Annotated in this window: 22 protein-coding genes; 14 read left to right on the top strand and 8 right to left on the bottom strand. The window is 49.6% G+C overall.

From position 1 onward, the window contains the following. Positions 1–2: 2 nt before the first annotated feature. Entirely contained in the window at positions 3–794 is a 792-nt protein-coding gene (locus tag HLG76_RS01495; protein WP_077646906.1) for a DUF1338 domain-containing protein, read from the top strand. A gap of 119 nt (positions 795–913) precedes the next feature. Here HLG76_RS01495 and crp read toward each other — a convergent pair whose 3' ends face one another. The 6 genes from crp to HLG76_RS01465 form a co-directional block, all read right to left on the bottom strand. Continuing rightward, entirely contained in the window at positions 914–1546 is a 633-nt protein-coding gene (gene crp, locus HLG76_RS01490; RefSeq protein WP_025673251.1) for a cAMP-activated global transcriptional regulator CRP, read from the bottom strand. A 249-nt stretch (positions 1547–1795) separates the two neighbouring features. Next, positions 1796–2665: a phosphoribulokinase gene (locus HLG76_RS01485; protein ID WP_025744265.1), complete on the bottom strand. Its 870-nt coding sequence runs from the start codon at positions 2663–2665 to the stop codon at positions 1796–1798. A gap of 56 nt (positions 2666–2721) precedes the next feature. Next, a complete protein-coding gene (locus HLG76_RS01480; protein ID WP_025744266.1) occupies positions 2722–2940 on the bottom strand; it encodes a YheU family protein in 219 nt (72 codons plus the stop codon). A 147-nt stretch (positions 2941–3087) separates the two neighbouring features. Continuing rightward, positions 3088–4056, bottom strand: coding sequence for a hydrolase (locus HLG76_RS01475; protein ID WP_254877604.1), 969 nt, complete (start codon positions 4054–4056; stop codon positions 3088–3090). Next, entirely contained in the window at positions 4043–4522 is a 480-nt protein-coding gene (locus HLG76_RS01470) for a TIGR02444 family protein (protein ID WP_101494532.1), read from the bottom strand. The genes HLG76_RS01475 and HLG76_RS01470 overlap by 14 nt, the downstream gene beginning before the upstream one ends. Before the next feature lie 8 nt (positions 4523–4530). Next, entirely contained in the window at positions 4531–6459 is a 1929-nt protein-coding gene (locus tag HLG76_RS01465) for an ABC transporter ATP-binding protein (RefSeq protein ID WP_175992955.1), read from the bottom strand. 192 nt (positions 6460–6651) lie between these two features. Here HLG76_RS01465 and kefG point away from each other — a divergent pair, with 192 nt between their 5' ends. From kefG to slyD, 4 genes are read left to right on the top strand one after another with little or no spacing between them, the layout of a single operon-like run. Beyond that, positions 6652–7236, top strand: coding sequence for a glutathione-regulated potassium-efflux system ancillary protein KefG (kefG, locus tag HLG76_RS01460; RefSeq protein ID WP_077676567.1), 585 nt, complete (start codon positions 6652–6654; stop codon positions 7234–7236). After that, positions 7226–9025 (top strand): glutathione-regulated potassium-efflux system protein KefB, encoded by a 1800-nt coding sequence (kefB, locus tag HLG76_RS01455; protein ID WP_077676568.1) that lies wholly within the window; start codon positions 7226–7228, stop codon positions 9023–9025. The genes kefG and kefB overlap by 11 nt, the downstream gene beginning before the upstream one ends. A 9-nt stretch (positions 9026–9034) precedes the next feature. After that, positions 9035–9238: a YheV family putative zinc ribbon protein gene (locus HLG76_RS01450; protein WP_025744269.1), complete on the top strand. Its 204-nt coding sequence runs from the start codon at positions 9035–9037 to the stop codon at positions 9236–9238. A 50-nt stretch (positions 9239–9288) separates the two neighbouring features. Next, positions 9289–9780 carry a peptidylprolyl isomerase gene (gene slyD, locus HLG76_RS01445; RefSeq protein ID WP_077660305.1) on the top strand — a complete coding sequence of 164 codons (492 nt, stop codon included), beginning with the start codon at positions 9289–9291 and terminating at the stop codon, positions 9778–9780. Between the two features lie 114 nt (positions 9781–9894). Here slyD and HLG76_RS01440 read toward each other — a convergent pair whose 3' ends face one another. Together HLG76_RS01440 and HLG76_RS01435 are read right to left on the bottom strand one after the other, a co-directional pair. Then, a complete protein-coding gene (locus HLG76_RS01440) occupies positions 9895–10116 on the bottom strand; it encodes a SlyX family protein (protein WP_025744270.1) in 222 nt (73 codons plus the stop codon). Positions 10117–10128: 12 nt separating this feature from the next. Continuing rightward, a complete protein-coding gene (locus HLG76_RS01435) occupies positions 10129–11112 on the bottom strand; it encodes a WD40 repeat domain-containing protein (RefSeq protein ID WP_077660411.1) in 984 nt (327 codons plus the stop codon). Positions 11113–11238: 126 nt separating this feature from the next. On the opposite strand from HLG76_RS01435, the gene fkpA reads away from it, so the two are divergent. From fkpA to HLG76_RS01390, 9 genes are all read left to right on the top strand, one after another. Then, the gene (gene fkpA / locus HLG76_RS01430) at positions 11239–12021 is read left to right on the top strand and encodes an FKBP-type peptidyl-prolyl cis-trans isomerase (protein WP_077679223.1); all 783 of its coding nucleotides are present in this window, start codon (positions 11239–11241) and stop codon (positions 12019–12021) included. A 129-nt stretch (positions 12022–12150) separates the two neighbouring features. Continuing rightward, positions 12151–12873 (top strand): transcriptional regulator, encoded by a 723-nt coding sequence (locus HLG76_RS01425; protein WP_025744272.1) that lies wholly within the window; start codon positions 12151–12153, stop codon positions 12871–12873. Beyond that, positions 12870–13262 carry a sulfurtransferase complex subunit TusD gene (gene tusD / locus HLG76_RS01420; protein ID WP_077660303.1) on the top strand — a complete coding sequence of 131 codons (393 nt, stop codon included), beginning with the start codon at positions 12870–12872 and terminating at the stop codon, positions 13260–13262. The genes HLG76_RS01425 and tusD overlap by 4 nt, the downstream gene beginning before the upstream one ends. Positions 13263–13271: 9 nt before the next feature. Continuing rightward, a complete protein-coding gene (gene tusC / locus HLG76_RS01415; RefSeq protein ID WP_077660302.1) occupies positions 13272–13625 on the top strand; it encodes a sulfurtransferase complex subunit TusC in 354 nt (117 codons plus the stop codon). Positions 13626–13634: 9 nt separating this feature from the next. Further along, positions 13635–13925, top strand: coding sequence for a sulfurtransferase complex subunit TusB (gene tusB / locus HLG76_RS01410; RefSeq protein ID WP_175992954.1), 291 nt, complete (start codon positions 13635–13637; stop codon positions 13923–13925). Positions 13926–14102: 177 nt separating this feature from the next. Beyond that, positions 14103–14477, top strand: a complete 375-nt coding sequence (gene rpsL / locus HLG76_RS01405; protein WP_025673238.1) for a 30S ribosomal protein S12 — start codon at positions 14103–14105, stop codon at positions 14475–14477. 97 nt (positions 14478–14574) lie between these two features. Further along, complete coding sequence (gene rpsG / locus HLG76_RS01400) at positions 14575–15045, top strand: 30S ribosomal protein S7 (protein ID WP_025673237.1); 471 nt, start codon at positions 14575–14577, stop codon at positions 15043–15045. Between the two features lie 75 nt (positions 15046–15120). After that, positions 15121–17217 (top strand): elongation factor G, encoded by a 2097-nt coding sequence (gene fusA, locus HLG76_RS01395; RefSeq protein WP_175992953.1) that lies wholly within the window; start codon positions 15121–15123, stop codon positions 17215–17217. A gap of 100 nt (positions 17218–17317) precedes the next feature. Beyond that, positions 17318–17453, top strand: a 136-nt coding sequence (locus HLG76_RS01390; protein ID WP_254877718.1) for a GTP-binding protein, incomplete at its 3' end; no start/stop codon positions are given.

Raw genomic sequence — 17453 nt, 5'->3', positions numbered from 1 at the left:
ATATGGACAGTGGCCAAGCGTTATTCGATAAATTATGGCAAGACTATATTAACCGTCTTTGCCCATCGGCACATCAGGTACATGCCTTGCTCGAAGAAGGGCAGCCTTTAATCAATGATCATATTGCCTTGCGGACATTTGGTTTGCCCAAGGTTGGGCTTGAGGTCTTGGCGCGCCCCTTCCTGGCGCTAGGCTATCAGCAAAAAGGGGACTATACCTTTGAAGCGAAAAAGCTCAATGCCTGCCATTTCGAGCACCCCGATCCTTTGATGCCGAAAGTGTTTATCAGTGAATTGATGGTCGAGCAATGCTCGCCTGCGCTGCAAGCCATTGTTCATAAGCTGGTGGCACAAGTCGATGCGTCGTCACTAACAGGGAGCGATTTTCTTCATCAGGGGCGGCTTTGGGACATCGATAGCGCCACCTATCAAGCGCTTGCTGAGGAGAGTGAATACGCGTCCTGGGTAGCCGCGCACGGTTATGGCGCGAATCATTTCACAGTGAGTGTCAATCAGTTAAAGGCTCATGATCATTGCCAATCGGTTAATCAAAAGCTGCGAGACAATGGCTTTGCAATTAACGAAGCGGGTGGGGAAGTAAAAGGGGACGCATCCGTTTATCTGGAGCAATCCTCCACCATGGCTGACCGTGTCCCTGTTGTTTTCTCTGATGGCACGCAAACCATTCCAGGTGGGTTTTATGAGTTTGCTAAGCGTTATGTGTTGCCCAACGGTGAGTTGTACCAGGGGTTTGTTGCCGCTTCAGCGGATAAAATTTTTGAGAGCACGCACTAACAAATAGTGGATATAACGAGGCCTAAACGGTTAAGGAAGAGTTCGCTCTTCCTTTTTTTTTGTTTTAAAAAGAAAAACCGACGCCAGGGCGTCGGTTGGGAATACAGAGAGCGCTGTGATTAGCGGGTACCGTATACCACGATGGTTTTACCATGGGCTGAAATAAGGTTTTGCTCTTCCAGCATTTTAAGAATACGCCCCACGGTTTCACGCGAGCAGCCAACGATTTGGCCAATTTCTTGACGTGTGATCTTAATTTGCATGCCATCAGGGTGCGTCATGGCATCGGGTTGCTTCGCTAAATTCAACAAGGTTTGCGCAATACGGCCCGTGACGTCCAGGAAGGCAAGATCCCCCACTTTTTGGCTGGTCACTTGCAAACGGCGCGCCATTTGTGAGGACAAACGCATCAATATATCGGGGTTAACCTGGATCAGTTGGCGGAACTTTTTGAATGAGATTTCTGCCACTTCACAAGGAGACTTAGCCCGAACCCAAGCGGTACGCTCCTGATCATCTTCGAAAAGGCCTAGCTCACCGATGAAATCACCTTGGTTAAGATAAGACAGGATCATTTCCTTGCCTTCTTCATCTTTGATTAGAACGGCGACAGACCCTTTCACGATGTAATACAAGGTCTCCGCTTTTTCGCCTGCATGAATCAGCGTGCTTTTAGACGGATACTTGTGGATGTGACAATGTGAAAGGAACCACTCGAGTGTAGGGTCTGTTTGAGGTTTTCCTGGAACCATATAACTTATTTCCTCTGCATGTGTTGCCCGGCAACAACGTCCTATCTTTGTCTGAGGGGTAACCCACCAGATCTATGCACAGAATACGAAGTCTGGGCGCGGGCTACAAGCTCACTGTATGTTAACAAGAGTGTATCTTTTTTTGTTAGCAATTTCTTGATTTTGATCTAGGCCAACCGCCTAAAAAACTGGCAAAAACGTGGCTAAGATCACGGCTTGAGAAGTAATACACGATAGATGCGCTACGCCCTAGCCAATCTTGCCTTTTTCGATTAGCTGCTGAATCAATGGACGGATGATAAGTTCCATCGCAAAGCCCATCTTACCGCCTGGCACGACGAGTGTATTATGCCGTGACATAAAAGACCCCGTGATCATTTGCAGCAGATAAGGAAAGTCGACGTTTTTCATCCCTCGAAAGCGGATCACCACAAAGCTCTCATCCAACGAAGGAATGCCTTTGGCGTTCAGTGGGTTGGAGGTATCGACCGTCGGCACCCGTTGAAAGTTAATGTGAGTGCGTGAGAATTGCGGCGTAATATAATGCAAATAATCGTCCATCGACCGCACAATCGAGTCGGTGACCGCTTCGCGTGAGTGGCCCCTATCGCGGGTATCGCGGACAAACTTCTGAATCCACTCAAGGTTGACGATCGGGACCATACCAATCAATAGGTCGACATGTTGGGCGACATTGACCTCACCATCAACCACACCGCCGTGCAAGCCTTCGTAAAATAGTACGTTGGTATTGTCGGGTAAATCCTGCCATGGTGTGAAGGTCCCTGGCATTTGATTGTAGGGCACCGCTTCGTCAAAGGTATGCAAGTAGCGGCGATATTTGCCTGTGCCGAGTTCACCGTACTCACGGAAAAACTGCTCTAATCGCGGAAAATCATTGGCGGTGGGGCCAAAGTAACTAATGTGCCGTCCTTGCTCACGTGCTTTACGGATCTCGACGTCCATTTCCGGTCGCGTAAAGCGATGGAAACTGTCCCCTTCTAGCCACGCCGCTTTGATGTTCATCATCTGGAACATCTTACGGAATGCTTCGGATGTGGTGGTGGTCCCTGCTCCTGAAGAGCCGGTGACCGCGATGATTGGATGTTTAGCCGACATGACGCGCCCTGTCATTCAGTCTGAATGTGTATCGCTGTTTATTGCGTACAGCGATGCTAAGATCTGAGTGCTTCTTTACGACGAATATCCACTGTCTCGTGCAACTCAGAATACACAATCACGGCGTCGCCGGATTGCAGTTGTTGGCGAACATCCGCCACTTTTTGTGCAAAGCTGACTTCCTGCTCACCATAATCGGTTCCTTCCCGTAACACAAAGTGCTCGATTAAACGAGTCAGTGTTTCCTCAGGGACCGATTGCCAAGGAACCATCATACTACATCACCTTTTGTTGATTTATGGCTGAGACGTTAGGGTGCTTGATGCTGATATTGTGAATCAGCTCGCATTTTACCCAATCATTCAACACAATGCAGTAGATCAATGTGCGTCGGTCTTTTTTGCTTTGCGTGGCGTCCTTTTTTAACGGGACGAGCAAAGGCGTGAGGCTAACCAGTGAGGCACCGACTGCTCCAGCCAGAACTGTGGCTGGCGCCAACTGCCGGTAACAAAACCAACATGCCCACCATGTTCGCTCAGTTGATAGTCAATATTCGCGGGCAGAGGCGAGGTTGGGATCACTGCGTCGGTCATAAAGGGATCGTCTTTCGCATGGATAATCGCAAGTGGGACCGTAATAGCGTCAAGGACAGATAAACCACTACAGCTTTGATAGTAGTGTTGAGCATCGTCAAAGCCATGCAGCGGTGCGGTGACCGTTTGATCAAACTCGAACAGAGTTTTAATCTTTGGCCGCTCCCCAGCATGCCACCGACCCACTTTTTGGTGTCGGGTAAGTTTTTCCGATAAGGTTTGTCGCATCGACCGTAGCAAATACGCTTGATAAACACGGGAAAACCCTTGTTGAATACGGGTCGAGCACGCCGCTAAATCGAGCGGGGGAGAAATAGCACAACCACAACTGACAATCGGATCATGCTGATAGTCGGCCAGGTAGCGCACCAACATGTTTCCTCCCAAAGAGACTCCCACAGCGGCAATCTCATTGTTCGGGTAGGTCTGGCGTAAATAGGTCAAAAATGCCCGAGCGTCCTCCGTTTCGCCGGAATGATAAGTCCGCGGCGCGCGATTAAGACGGCCACTGCAACCGCGAAAATGCATCACCACACCGCACCAGCCTTGCTGTTTAAAAGCGGCCAATAATCCATTGGCATAAGGGCTATCAAAGCTTCCTGCTAGGCCATGAAACAAGACAATAATAGGCTGTCCTACCTCGGGATGATGCGTCCATGCAAGATCGACAAAGTCACCGTCAGGCAGATCAAACGCTTGCCAAATAGGCGCAAAAAGCGGTTGCCGGCGCAGCAGGCGTGGCAGTAAGGTTTGCAGATGCGCATTACGGGCAGTTGGAATGGGGTTAAAGGGTATCATCATCGTCTGCTCCATCCTCTTTTGTAGGCCGGTCTACCCGTAGTGGTGTATAGAGATTACGGGCAGAGGGGGATAGCTGGCGGCAATAATAGGCCAAGGGAGACGCGGCTTGTGTGAGCCAGGATTGACGATTAAGCACTTCAATCAAGTCTTGTTGCTGGAACTTCTCTAAACTGAGTTCAAAGTTGAGCATTTTTTTATATTGGCCGGTGCCCACGCGTGGCTTGAGATCGCGTCTTAGATGGCGATAAGCGATCAGCAAATGTTCAGACCGGCTCAAGGCGTGCTTAAGCTGGGTGAGGCTCTCGGGGCTAAGCCCGTAACCGTGGCTTTCAATCCAAGCGAGCAACAAAGCAAGGTTCACATTGCCTTGGTGCTCGTCTTGTAATTTAAGGCAGGCTTGTTTGACCTCTTGCTTAGCATAGTGGTGCAAACAAAACTGCCAAAGATCGGCGGCGTTTGCCATCCCAGGCGTTAGTGTTGGTTGAATGTCGCCTCCAGGGCTTCTAGCGCTTCTTGTTGCTCCATCCATTCTTGTTCCACCTCTTCGAGCGTCGACTTTGCATCGGCTTGGCGTTGCAATTGCTCCGTTAAACGGGCTTTGTTGTCACTCTGGTAAATAGCGGGATCCGCTAATTGGTTTTCTGCTTCTGCGATAATGGCAGAAAGTTGTTCGATCTTTGTGTCTAAACGGTCAATTTTTTTTCGTAGTGGCGCCGTTTGTTTTCGGCATTCGGCTTCACGACGCTTTTGTGCTTTTCGATCTAACTGCGTTTGCTGTGGGGCAAGCTTTTCGTCTGCGGCTTGCTTTTTGTTTTCCGCACGATCAGCGCGTTGTTGTTCGGTCAGCCAGCGGTGATAGTCGTCTAAGTCGCCATCAAAGGGTAGCACTGCGCCCTTGTCCACCAAATACAAGTCATCGGCTGTCGCACGCAATAAAAAGCGATCGTGGCTGACGATCACTATCGCGCCATCATAGGATTGCAATGCGAGCGTTAACGCTTGGCGCATGTCGAGATCCAAATGGTTAGTCGGTTCATCCAACAGTAACAAGTTCGGTTTTTGCCAAACTAACAATGCAAGGACTAAACGTGCTTTTTCGCCGCCAGAGAAAGGGCCAATGTTTTCCAACGCTTTGTCACCTTGAAAGCCAAACCGTCCGAGAAAATCTCGCAGGGTTTGCTCGGCAGTAGTTGGTGCTAAGCGATTTAGATGCTGGAGCGGCGTTTCATCGATACGTAAGGTATCGAGTTGATGCTGGGCAAAATAACCTATTTTCACCCCTTGAGAGTAGCTTAGCTCGCCAGCCATCGCCGGCAAATCGCCCGACAATAACTTGATCAGCGTTGATTTGCCCGCGCCGTTACGCCCTAACAGGCCAATGCGCGCCCCAGGCACTAAGTTAAGGCGAATGTTCTCGATAATTGGCGTTTTGTTATAGCCAGCGGCCACCTTATCCATCATAAGAATGGGAGTGGGCAATGCATCAGGGGGTAAAAAGGTAAAGCTAAATGGATTATCGTATTGAGCCGGTAGCACCTTTTCCATGCGTTCCAGCGCTTTTATCCGACTTTGCGCTTGGCGGGCTTTGCTGGCTTTGTATCGGAAACGGTCAATGTAGGATTGCATGTGAGCAACTTGCTTTTGTTGCTTCTCATATTGCGCTTGCTGTTGTGCTAACTTTTGCGCGCGCATGCTTTCAAAATCCGAGTAGTTACCGGTGTATTCATTCAGCTTAGCGTGCTCAATATGAATGATACGATTGACCACAGGATCAAGAAAATCACGGTCGTGTGAGATCAAGACCAAGGTTCCCGGATACTGCTGCAACCATTTTTCTAGCCACATCACTGCGTCCAAATCGAGGTGGTTGGTGGGCTCGTCGAGTAGCAGTAAATCTGAGCGACATAACAAAGCTTGTGCCAAGTTAAGTCGCATGCGCCAGCCCCCAGAGAACTGCGTTAATGACCAATGGATTTGCGTCTGACTAAACCCCAAGCCATCCAGCAAACTTGCGGCGCGCGCCTCTATGGTATAGCCGCCAATCGCATCGAGCTTATCGTGTAACAACGCCACTGCATTGCCATCATCTTTGGCTTCGGCGTTACGCAGCGCGTCTTGCAGCTCACGGTATTCAGTATCGCCATCAATCACATATTCCAGCGCACTTTTATCCAATGCGGGGGTTTCTTGTGCCACCCAAGCCACTTGCCATTGACTGGGGTAATCATAGTGCCCTGCATCAAGAGAAAGTTGGTGGCGTAGCAAGGCAAACAGGCTGGACTTGCCACAGCCATTTTTACCCACCAAGCCGACTTTGTCCCCGGGTGCGATGATGGCAGAGGTGTGGTCAAGCAGGGGCTTACCACCACGAAGCAATTGAATGTCGGAGAAGCGAATCATGATTACTCAGTCTGTCTTGGGTTGATGGATGCACGTTGCGCGGTCGTTATACCAGCTTGATGCGGAGATTGCCAAATTCCACCGGTGGCGCGAGTGGTTAGACAGGGGGTTGGCCTTTTTGTATGTTAAAGTTAAAAACATGGCATAAAGAACAGATTGTGTGCTTGGCCAATCATAACGACAAGGAAGCGTATGCCTCAAGACAAGAAGGACAACCCACGCTCTCCCAAGGTGCTTGTTATCGTGGCGCATCCTGATCCGGATGAATCGGTCGCCAATCGCCGATTACTCGAATCGATACGCCCGCTGGCGAATGTCACTGTGCATGATATTTACGCCGCTTATCCGGATTTTGTGGTGGATGTCCATCACGAGCGTGCGTTGGTGACTGACGCCGATGTGTTGGTGTTTCAACACCCCCTACAGATGTACTCATGCCCGGCGTTATTGAAAGAGTGGATTGATGTGGTACTCGGAAAAGGCTTTGCTCATGGGCAAGGGGGGGATGCGTTAGCGGGAAAAACATGTCGTTTTGTGGTCACCACAGGTGGAGCAGCAGAAGCGTTCAGTAAAATCGGCTACAACAAATATTCCATGGAGGAGTTATTGCAACCTTTTGAACTGACGGCGGCGTTATGCCGCATGCACTGGGTCTCACCTTTAGTTCTTCACTGGGCGCGCCGCGTCACCGATGCTGATCGCAATGCCTTTGCTGAACTCTATGCGGACTGGTTGGCTAACCCTTTAGCGAAGCAGGAGGCACATCGTGGATCATAGCTTTCTGCTCATTGCGTTTATCTTTTTATTGGCAGCTGTGATTGCGGTGCCTTTGGCGCAGCGTTTGGGGATGGGCTCGGTGCTTGGCTACTTGGTAGCAGGCATTGTGATTGGCCCTTGGGGGCTGGGTTTAATCGATGATGTCGACTCAACCCTGCATTTTGCCGAATTTGGTGTGGTGCTGCTGCTGTTTTTGATTGGCTTGGAGCTTAACCCTAAAAAGTTATTGAAAATGTGGCGCCCCATTATCGGCCTTGGTGGTAGTCAAGTGGTGCTGACCGGGGTCGTGATAGGGGCATTAAGTGTCTTCGCTGGGCTCACGTTGCCACAAGGCGTGGTGATCGGGGCGGGGCTGGCACTTTCTTCTACCGCGATTGCGATGAAAATCATCGAAGACCAACGCTTAATGCGCAGCGAAACCGGACAATCTGGATTTGCCGTTTTATTATTTCAAGATATCGCCGTGATCCCGATACTGGCTGTGATCCCAGCGTTGGCCGGTGGCAGTGCAGGCAGTTGGTTTGATGTCCTCTGGATGTTTTTAGGCATTGGCGCTCTCTTGGCCGGCGGTCACTTTTTCTTGCGCCCTATTTTTCGTCTGATCGCGATGAGTGGCGTCACCGAGTTGTTTAATGTCACCGCGCTTGCCTTGGTCATCGGGATTGCATTGGCCATGCAAAGCCTTGGTCTATCGATGGCGCTGGGGGCGTTTTTAGCCGGGGTGTTGTTGGCTGAGAGTGAATACCGCCATGAGCTTGAGACGGCAATTGAGCCCTTTAAAGGGTTATTACTCGGGCTGTTTTTTATAGCGGTCGGGATGACGGTCGACTTAGGGCTTTTACTGGAATATCCCTGGGCGATCATCGGTGCCGTGGCTGCGTTAGTCGGTGGTAAAGCCTGCTTACTGTATGGACTGGCGCGTGCGTTTGGTGTCGCGCCCAAGGCGCGCAGTCAAATGGCGGTATTGCTCAGTCAGGGGGGAGAGTTTGCCTTTGTGATTTTCACTGCCGCGCGTAGCCAAGGGCTATTGGATAAAGAATTAAATGCCTTTTTGCTTGTGGTCGTGAGCTTGTCGATGATGACTACACCGTTAATTCTCTCGCTCCAGCAGCGTTGGTTTGCGCGTACTTTTAACGAGCCTGAATCCTTGCCTCCGCAAGCGCCATTTACTGAGACAGACTCGCGAGTCATCATTGCCGGATTTGGTCGGTTTGGTCAGGTAGTCGGTCGCTTGATGTTCGCCAATAAAATCGGGGTGACCATCCTGGAACGTGATCCGACTCAAATCAAGTTACTACGCCGCTATGGCTACGAAGTGTATTATGGTGATGCTACGCAACTCGATTTATTACGTGCCGCTGGTGCAAAGACGGCTGAAGCGATCGTGATTTGTACCGATTCGCCAGACGAAGTGATGGAGATTGTTGATCTTTGTGCCCATCACTTCCCTAATCTAAAAGTAATGGCGCGTGCGCGTAGTCGTGTCGAGGCGTATCAGTTGATGGCGCACGGTGTCGATCAGTTTTCTCGGGAAACCTTTTTGGGCGCGCTGGATCTTGGGCGGCAAACGTTAGAGTCCCTAGGCATGCACCCATACAAAGCGAAACGCGCAGAAATATTGTTCCGTAAACTCGATATGCGGGTGCTGGAAGATTTATTGCCTCAGCACAGTCAAGATGTCGCGACTGCATCACGAGTTAAAGAAGCGCGCAAAGAGCTGGAAGAAATTTTTGACCGAGAGATGCGCGGTGATAGTGAGCGGCATCAAAGTTGGAATCGAGACGAATAAGGTGTTGATGTGAAAAAACGTTTTATCGCAGGCGCTGCCTGTCCGTCGTGCCAACAACGCGATACATTGCGAGTGTGGCGTGAGAATAACATTGACAAAGTGGAATGTGTCAGCTGCGATTACCATGATAGTCGGTTACCGGAATCGGCACAACAGTCACACTCTGGCGCCGAGTCGGCAGAGAATGTCATTGGGATCTTTAAACCGGAGTAGGGGATCCGTTATCATCGGCAGTCCATTTACCTTCCGGTCTCGGAGCGAGCATGAAAATTGCAAAAGATGTGGTAGTCAGCCTGGCTTACCAAGTAAAAAATGAAGACGGTGCACTTGTTGATGAATCAACAGCACAAGAGCCTCTCCAATACCTACACGGTCATCGTAACTTGATCGTCGGACTTGAGAGCGCGCTGGAAGGCCGTGAAAAAGGCGAGAACTTTGAAGTGACGGTAGGCCCAGACGAAGCTTACGGTGATTACCAAGAAGCCATGGTACAACGTGTACCGGCTAACGTGTTCCAAGGCGTCGATCAAGTTGAAGTTGGTATGCGTTTTATGGCTGAAACCGACCAAGGCCAGATCCCAGTCGAAGTGACTGAGGTTGAAGGTGATGAAGTTGTTGTTGATGCCAACCACATGCTTGCAGGCCAAACCCTGTCCTTCTCAGTGGAAATCGTTGATGTGCGTGAAGCCACTGAAGACGAGCTTTCACACGGGCACATTCACCAAGACGGTGAAGAATGTGGCCACGACCACTAATCACGACGACAGATAAGTGGTAATGAGTACCATCGAATAAAAGGCGCCGTTTGGCGCCTTTTTTTTATTTGGCCGTCGTGACCGCGCGCTAATCGTCACGCATACGGTGTGGTTTCAATAATGCGGGGGGGGTGTTTCTTCAGCTTGGCTAGCAATATTCTCTGGCTCAACATGTTGGAGCTTGCTGACAAGGTACTGGATTTGGACCGTCATGCGCTCAATATCACCTTGTTGTCGCGTCAATGCGGTATTGAGCTGGTCGATCGTGTCTTCTTGAAACGCCACTTTGTACTCAAGATCATCAATTTGCTGTTGTAACTTATCTATCTCGCTCATATTGCTCTCTCGTTATTGCGCGTCGGTTAACCAAGCTTGGGCAATCCCGGCCGAGGTACCTGAAATAACACGTCCAGTTGGATCAATCGCTACATCATACACCACTGCGCTGGGTGGGCGAGTATCCGGCTGGGCCAATGCTTGCCAACGACCTATATTTTCACCCGTTTTCACATCCCACAATTCGACCCGTTGTGACGGTGAGCCGGTGGCTAGCAAGGTACCATCATCGGAAAACCGGGCACTGACATAAATGGCTTGGCGGGCAAAGATATCCAACTCACTGACTTTCTCGCCACTGGGTAGGGCCCAAATCACAGCGCGGTTGCCACCGTCAGAGACAAATGCGTACTTCCCCTCACGATGCAAGGCGACTTGTTTCACTCGCCGATCATAAGCAAAGTCATTGATGATCTGGCCAGACTGGGTATCCCAGAAGTAGGCGTGATGGTCATTGCCACCTGAGAGCACATAGGCGCCGTTGGGGGAAATCGAGACTGCATTGATTTTATCGCGGTGGGCGAGGAACTCTAAGCGCCTTCCCGTGCCTAAGTCGATAAATAGTGCTTTTCCATTCGACAACGCTAGCACCAATTTTTCACCGTTATTACTGATCGCGGCATCGCGTATGATGCCTTCAGAAATGGACCATAACCCTTGAGCTTGGCTCCAGGCGAGGTCCCAGACGGCAAAGTTTTGTGCTGTTGTGGTAATGGCATAGCGCTTATTATCGGAAATATGACTAACAACGACCGGATTGGCGTCCGGATCTTGCGCACCGAGTTCGGCTAGCTGCTGATTAGTGACAAGATCCCATAGGACAATATCCGTTTCTTCAGACGCGATCAGGGCAAAACGGCCGTCACGACTGAGGCTAAAACTGGTCGCCCCTTCCGGATGGATTGACCAGCGCTGGGCTTCTTTGCCAGACTGCCAACAACCGGTTAAGCTGTTAATAACTATAAAAATGCAAATAATGTGGCGGATTTTTGGCATCATGCTTGAGTTCCAGTGTTTGCAGCCATATAACCACGAGTATATTGATAGAATCAGGCTTTCGCATTGTTGATGCGTCAGTAACAACCATACGAGGATTTATCCTTGTCATCAACGGAGTACCCAATGAAATCAGTAATGAAGATGTCGCTACTCGCGGCAACCGTTGCCTTTGCCGTCGGCTGTCAGCAAGACGACGCTAAAGTAGAGCAAACCAATCAAGCTGCCGAACAAGCAGAAGCAACGTTTGCCAACGATGACGACAAAGCAGCCTACGCGATCGGTGCGTCTTTAGCCCAATACCTCAACGCTAACTTAGAGCAACAAGCAGACATCGGCTTAGAGCTTGATAAAGAGGTGGTACTTCAAGGGGTGCAAGATGTCTTTCAAGGAGAATCAAAACTGACCGATGAGCAAGCGCAAGCGGCATTGCAATCACTTGATCAGCGCGTGACTAAACTGGCGCAACAGCAAGCCAAAGAGAAAGCAGAAGCCGCGATTTCGGAAGGTGAAAAATACCGTGCTGACTTTGCCCAGCAAGACGGCGTTAAAGAAACGGACTCTGGCTTACTTTACAAAGTGGATAGCATGGGTGAGGGCGATAAGCCAGCCGCAGAAGATACCGTGGTTGTTCACTACAAAGGCACCTTGACTGACGGTACCCAGTTCGATAGCTCCTACGATCGTGGTGAGCCAGCTACCTTCCCGCTTAACCGCGTGATTCCAGGCTGGACTGAAGGTGTGCAGCTAATGCCTGTTGGCTCTAAATTTACTTTTGTTGTGCCACCTGAGTTGGCTTACGGTGATCAAGATACCGCATCAATTCCTGCCAACTCAACCCTGGTGTTTGATGTTGAACTGCTTGAAATAAAAGACGATACCAAAAAAGACGCGGCGAGCGAAGGCTAAACGACAGCCTCGTCTGACTGTGTAATATCCGCCCCGGCATCGCCGGGGCTTTTTGCATTTTTAGGCTTAAATTCTGTTAAACTGTGCGCAGAGACATTTACATTGACGGTCGAATAAGGATAGGCGTACGTGGTACCGACAGAAGGCTTTGGCGCGAACGTGATGACGGAAAATGAGCTCATTGAGTCTAATCCATTGAATCAACAAGACAGTGTTATTCTGCGGTCTTATGCGGCGGTAGTGGATGGGCTTGCGGCGCTGATCGGTGAACATTGTGAAATCGTGCTGCACGCATTAGACGATTTAAATAAATCAGCGATCAAGATCGCGAATGGTGAAAACACGGGTAGAAAAGTGGGATCGCCAATCACCGATCTTGCGCTGCGGATGTTGCGCGATATTGAAGGCTCAGAGCGTAATTTTTCACGGGCTTATTTTACCCGAGCGAAAAGTGGCACCTTGATGAAGTCGATCACGGTAGCGATTCGCAATGGGGATAATCGTATCATCGGGCTATTGTGTATCAACATTAATTTAGATGCGCCTTTTTCACAGGTACTACAAGCCTTCATTCCGGATGATCTCGCCAAACAAGCGGCCTCGTCGGTAAACTTTGCCAGTGACGTGGAAGAGCTGGTGGATCAAACCGTTGAACGGACAGTTGAAGAAGTCAATGCCGACAAAACGGTGTCTAATAACACTAAAAACCGTCAGATAGTCATGGCGCTCTATGACAAAGGGATTTTTGATATTAAAGATGCCATTCATCGTGTGGCATCTCGTCTCAATATCTCGAAACATACGGTCTATCTTTACGTTAGACAGCGCAAAACAGAAGAGATCGAATCATGAGTCTGCGTTATGTGTTAGTCGTGACCGAGCCAGCGTATGGATCACAGTTGGCACGCACTGCCTATCAGTTTGCCTGTGCAGCAATAAAGGCGGGGCATCAGGTGAGTAAAGTCTTCTTCTATCAAGAAGGTGTACTGAATGGCGTCGCAACCACAGTGCCTGCAAATGATGAATTTGATTTGGTGGAAGCGTGGCAGCGGTTGGCGCATGATCACGGTGTTGCGCTGGAAACTTGTGTTGCCGCGGCATTACGACGCGGGATTATCAGTGAGCAAGAAGCGACGCAGCATCAATTATCGACGGCGACCTTGGCAGAAGGATTCTCTCAGGCAGGCTTAGGCGCATTGGCTGACGCTTTGTTAACCGCTGACCGAGTGATGCAATTTTAAGAGGGCTTCATGCAAATAGGGTTTGTATTTTCTACATCGCCCCACGGGTCGGCGAGCGGTCGAGAAGGGCTAGATGCGTTACTCGCCACCTCGGCGTTTTGCGACACCTTATCGGTTTTTTTTATTGGTGATGGGGTTCTACAACTTATAGCGGATCAGCAACCGCAACAGATCCTGAGCCGCGATTACATTGCCAGCTTTAAAATGCTACCGCTGTGTGACGTTGAGAACATCTATGTGTGCCGCGCTTCATTGGCATCTCGTGGGCTGGAGCACGCCGAGACCGTCTTACCCACTCAAGTTCTGGCACTTGAACAAGTCAAAAAGCGGTTGTCAGAGTGCGACCGTATACTACATTTTTAAGGAGTCGACGTGCTTCATATCGTGAAATCGTCTCCCTATCGTGACCAAGCGCTAACGTTGTGCTTAAACTACATCGATAAGGACAGTGTGATTGTACTAATCAGTGATGCGGTACTGGCGGGAGTAGATAAAAGCGAGTGGGCGACGCGCTTATTTACCGGGAATCATGTTGTTTATTTGCTCAGTGATGATGTTCACGCTCGAGGACTCGGCGATAAGCTTCATCCCAGCGCGGTGATGATTGAGATGAACAAATTAGTGAGCTTGAGCGTCGAGCATGTCACGCAAATGACATGGTAATACCCTAGCCTGTATAGCGTGAAAACGCCCCCTGCGCGCTGCTTGAAAAACAAACAATGCAAAGATCTCTGTATAAATCTTGACACCCTATACCCCGACGCCTAAAATTTCGCGTCCCTGTTGTATTGGGGCTAGATTTTTCACACTTATACGTTAAGTAATATCAGGAGCTATTTAATGGCAACTATTAACCAGCTGGTCCGCAAACCACGCTTGAAGCAAGTTGCGAAAAGCAACGTGCCTGCGCTGGAAGCGTGTCCACAAAAACGTGGTGTATGTACTCGTGTTTACACTACTACTCCAAAGAAACCAAACTCCGCACTGCGTAAAGTATGCCGTGTACGTTTGACTAATGGCTTTGAAGTCACCTCATACATTGGTGGTGAAGGCCACAACCTGCAAGAGCACAGTGTTGTTCTGATCCGCGGCGGTCGTGTTAAAGACTTGCCGGGTGTGCGTTACCACACTGTTCGTGGCGCACTTGACTGTGCAGGCGTTAACGGCCGTAAACAAGGTCGTTCTAAGTACGGTGTGAAGCGTCCTAAGTCTTAATGGATTCCGTTAAGTAAGGCCAAACACTCAAACAATTGAATTTTGAAAAAACTGAAAAGTTTTGGATAAAACCTGAAGAAGACAACGGAGATAATCCATGCCACGTCGTCGCGTAATTGGTCAGCGTAAAATTCTTCCAGATCCTAAGTTCGGATCCGAATTGCTGGCAAAATTTGTAAACATCCTGATGGTTGACGGTAAGAAGTCAACTGCTGAAAAAATCGTTTATGGTGCTCTAGACATCATGGCTGAGCGTTCTGGTAAAGAGCACTTGGCTGTATTTGAACAAGCTCTTGAAAACGTACGCCCAGCGGTCGAGGTGAAATCTCGCCGTGTAGGTGGTTCAACTTACCAAGTGCCAGTAGAAGTACGTCCAGTGCGTCGTAATGCCCTGGCTATGCGTTGGTTGGTTGAAGCCGCTCGTAAGCGTGGTGAAAAATCTATGGCTCAGCGCCTAGCAAGCGAGATGCTAGACGCATCAGAAAACAAAGGTACTGCTGTTAAGAAACGTGAAGACGTTCACCGTATGGCAGACGCGAACAAAGCGTTCGCACATTACCGCTGGTAATGCCTTCATGGCGTGTTCCGCTCGGAGCACGCCAAACCCATTTTCTAAGGTTAACCTTAGCAAGAGGATACTATTGTGGCTCGTAAAACCCCTATCGAGCACTACCGTAACATCGGTATTTGTGCTCACGTAGACGCCGGTAAAACCACGACTACCGAGCGGATCCTGTTTTACACAGGTCTGTCACACAAAATCGGTGAAGTACACGACGGTGCCGCGACCATGGACTGGATGTCGCAAGAACAAGAGCGTGGTATCACTATTACCTCTGCGGCGACCACCACTTTCTGGGCCGGTTCTGATCAGCAGTTTAAACAGCACCGTGTAAACATCATCGACACCCCTGGACACGTTGACTTCACCATCGAAGTTGAGCGTTCTTTGCGTGTGCTTGATGGTGCTGTGGTTGTATTCTGTGGTTCATCAGGTGTTGAGCCTCAGTCTGAGACCGTATGGCGTCAGGCTGACAAGTACGAAGTACCGCGTATGGTATTCGTCAACAAGATGGACCGTGCGGGCGCTGACTTCCTGCGCGTTGTTGATCAAATCAAAAATCGCCTTGGTGCACACCCTGTGCCAATTCACTTGAACATTGGTGCAGAAGACCAGTTCAAGGGCGTTATCGACCTGATCAAAATGAAAGCGATCAACTGGAATGAAGAAGACATGGGTATGACGTATACCTATGAAGAAATTCCAGACGATCTGAAAGAGCAAGCAGAAGAGTGGCACAACTTCCTGGTTGAGTCTGCTGCTGAAGCTTCTGAAGAACTGATGGACAAATACCTTGAAGAAGGCGAATTGTCCGAAGAAGAAATCAAGAAAGCGCTACGTCAGCGCACCCTTGATAACGAGATTGTTCTAGCTACCTGTGGTTCGGCGTTTAAAAACAAAGGCGTTCAGGCGGTACTGGATGCGGTTATCGAATACTTGCCTTCACCGATCGACGTTAAAGCGATCAAAGGTGAAGACGAAGACGGTAACCCAATTGAGCGTCATGCAGACGACAAAGAACCGTTCTCTGCGTTGGCATTCAAAATTGCAACTGACCCATTCGTAGGTACGCTGACCTTTATGCGTGTTTACTCTGGTGTGGTGAACTCTGGCGACAGTGTATACAACTCAGTGAAGCAAAAGCGTGAGCGCTTGGGCCGTATCGTACAGATGCACTCTAACAAGCGTGAAGAGATCAAAGAAATCCGCGCCGGTGATATCGCTGCAGGTGTTGGTCTCAAAGACGTGACTACGGGTGACACTCTATGTTCTATGGACTCAAAAGTTATTCTTGAGCGCATGGAGTTCCCAGATCCTGTTATCCAGATCGCGGTTGAGCCTAAGTCTAAAGCAGACCAAGAGAAAATGGGTATCGCGCTGGGTAAACTAGCGGCAGAAGATCCGTCTTTCCGCGTTGAGTCTGACGAAGAGTCTGGCCAGACCCTGATCTCGGGTATGGGTGAGCTTCACCTAGACATCATCGTTGACCGTATGCGTCGCGAGTTTAACGTTGAGTGTAACGTTGGTAAGCCTCAGGTTGCTTATCGCGAAACCATCCGTGGTAGCACCAAAGTTGAAGGTAAATTCGTGAAGCAGTCTGGTGGTCGTGGTCAATTCGGTCACGTATGGCTGAAGATCGAACCTTCAGAGCCAAACGAAGGCTTCGTCTTTGTTGACGAAATCGTTGGTGGTGTGGTTCCACGCGAATACATCGGTGCGGTATCAAAAGGTATCGAAGAGCAAATGAAAAACGGTGTACTCGCCGGTTATCCAGTGCTCGACGTTAAAGCGACCTTGTTCGATGGTTCTTACCACGATGTTGACTCCAACGAAATGGCGTTTAAGATCGCTGCATCAATGGCATTCAAGAAAGGTGCACACGACGCGCAACCTGTTATGCTTGAACCAATGATGAAGGTTGAAGTAACCACGCCAGAAGAGTGGATGGGTGACGTTGTCGGTGACTTGAACCGTCGTCGTGGCCTGATTGGCGGTATGGACGAAGGCCCAGCGGGTCTGAAGATCGTACGTGCCCAAGTGCCACTGTCTGAAATGTTCGGTTACGCTACAGACCTACGTAGTGCAACACAAGGCCGTGCGTCATACTCGATGGAATTCAGCGAGTATGGTGAAGTGCCGAAGAACATTGCTGATGCTCTAATTGCTGAGCGTAGCTAATTATTTTGGTCCTGATGCCGGTGCGATCACCGGCATCAAACACTGACTTCTGAGTTATTAGGCAAAGCCCCTTAACTCACAACTAGGAAGGAAGACGATCGTGTCTAAAGAAAAATTTGAACGTACGAAAACGCACGTTAACGTTGGTACTATTGGCCACGTTGACCATGGTAAAACTACGCTGACTGCAGCTATCTGTACTGTACTTGCAAAAGTATACGGCGGTGCTGCGCGTG

This window comes from Salinivibrio sp. EAGSL (assembly GCF_013366455.1).
Classification (GTDB): domain Bacteria; phylum Pseudomonadota; class Gammaproteobacteria; order Enterobacterales; family Vibrionaceae; genus Salinivibrio; species Salinivibrio costicola.
The sequence above is the reverse complement of the archived record's forward strand: the minus strand, read 5'-3'. Positions and strand labels throughout refer to the sequence as shown.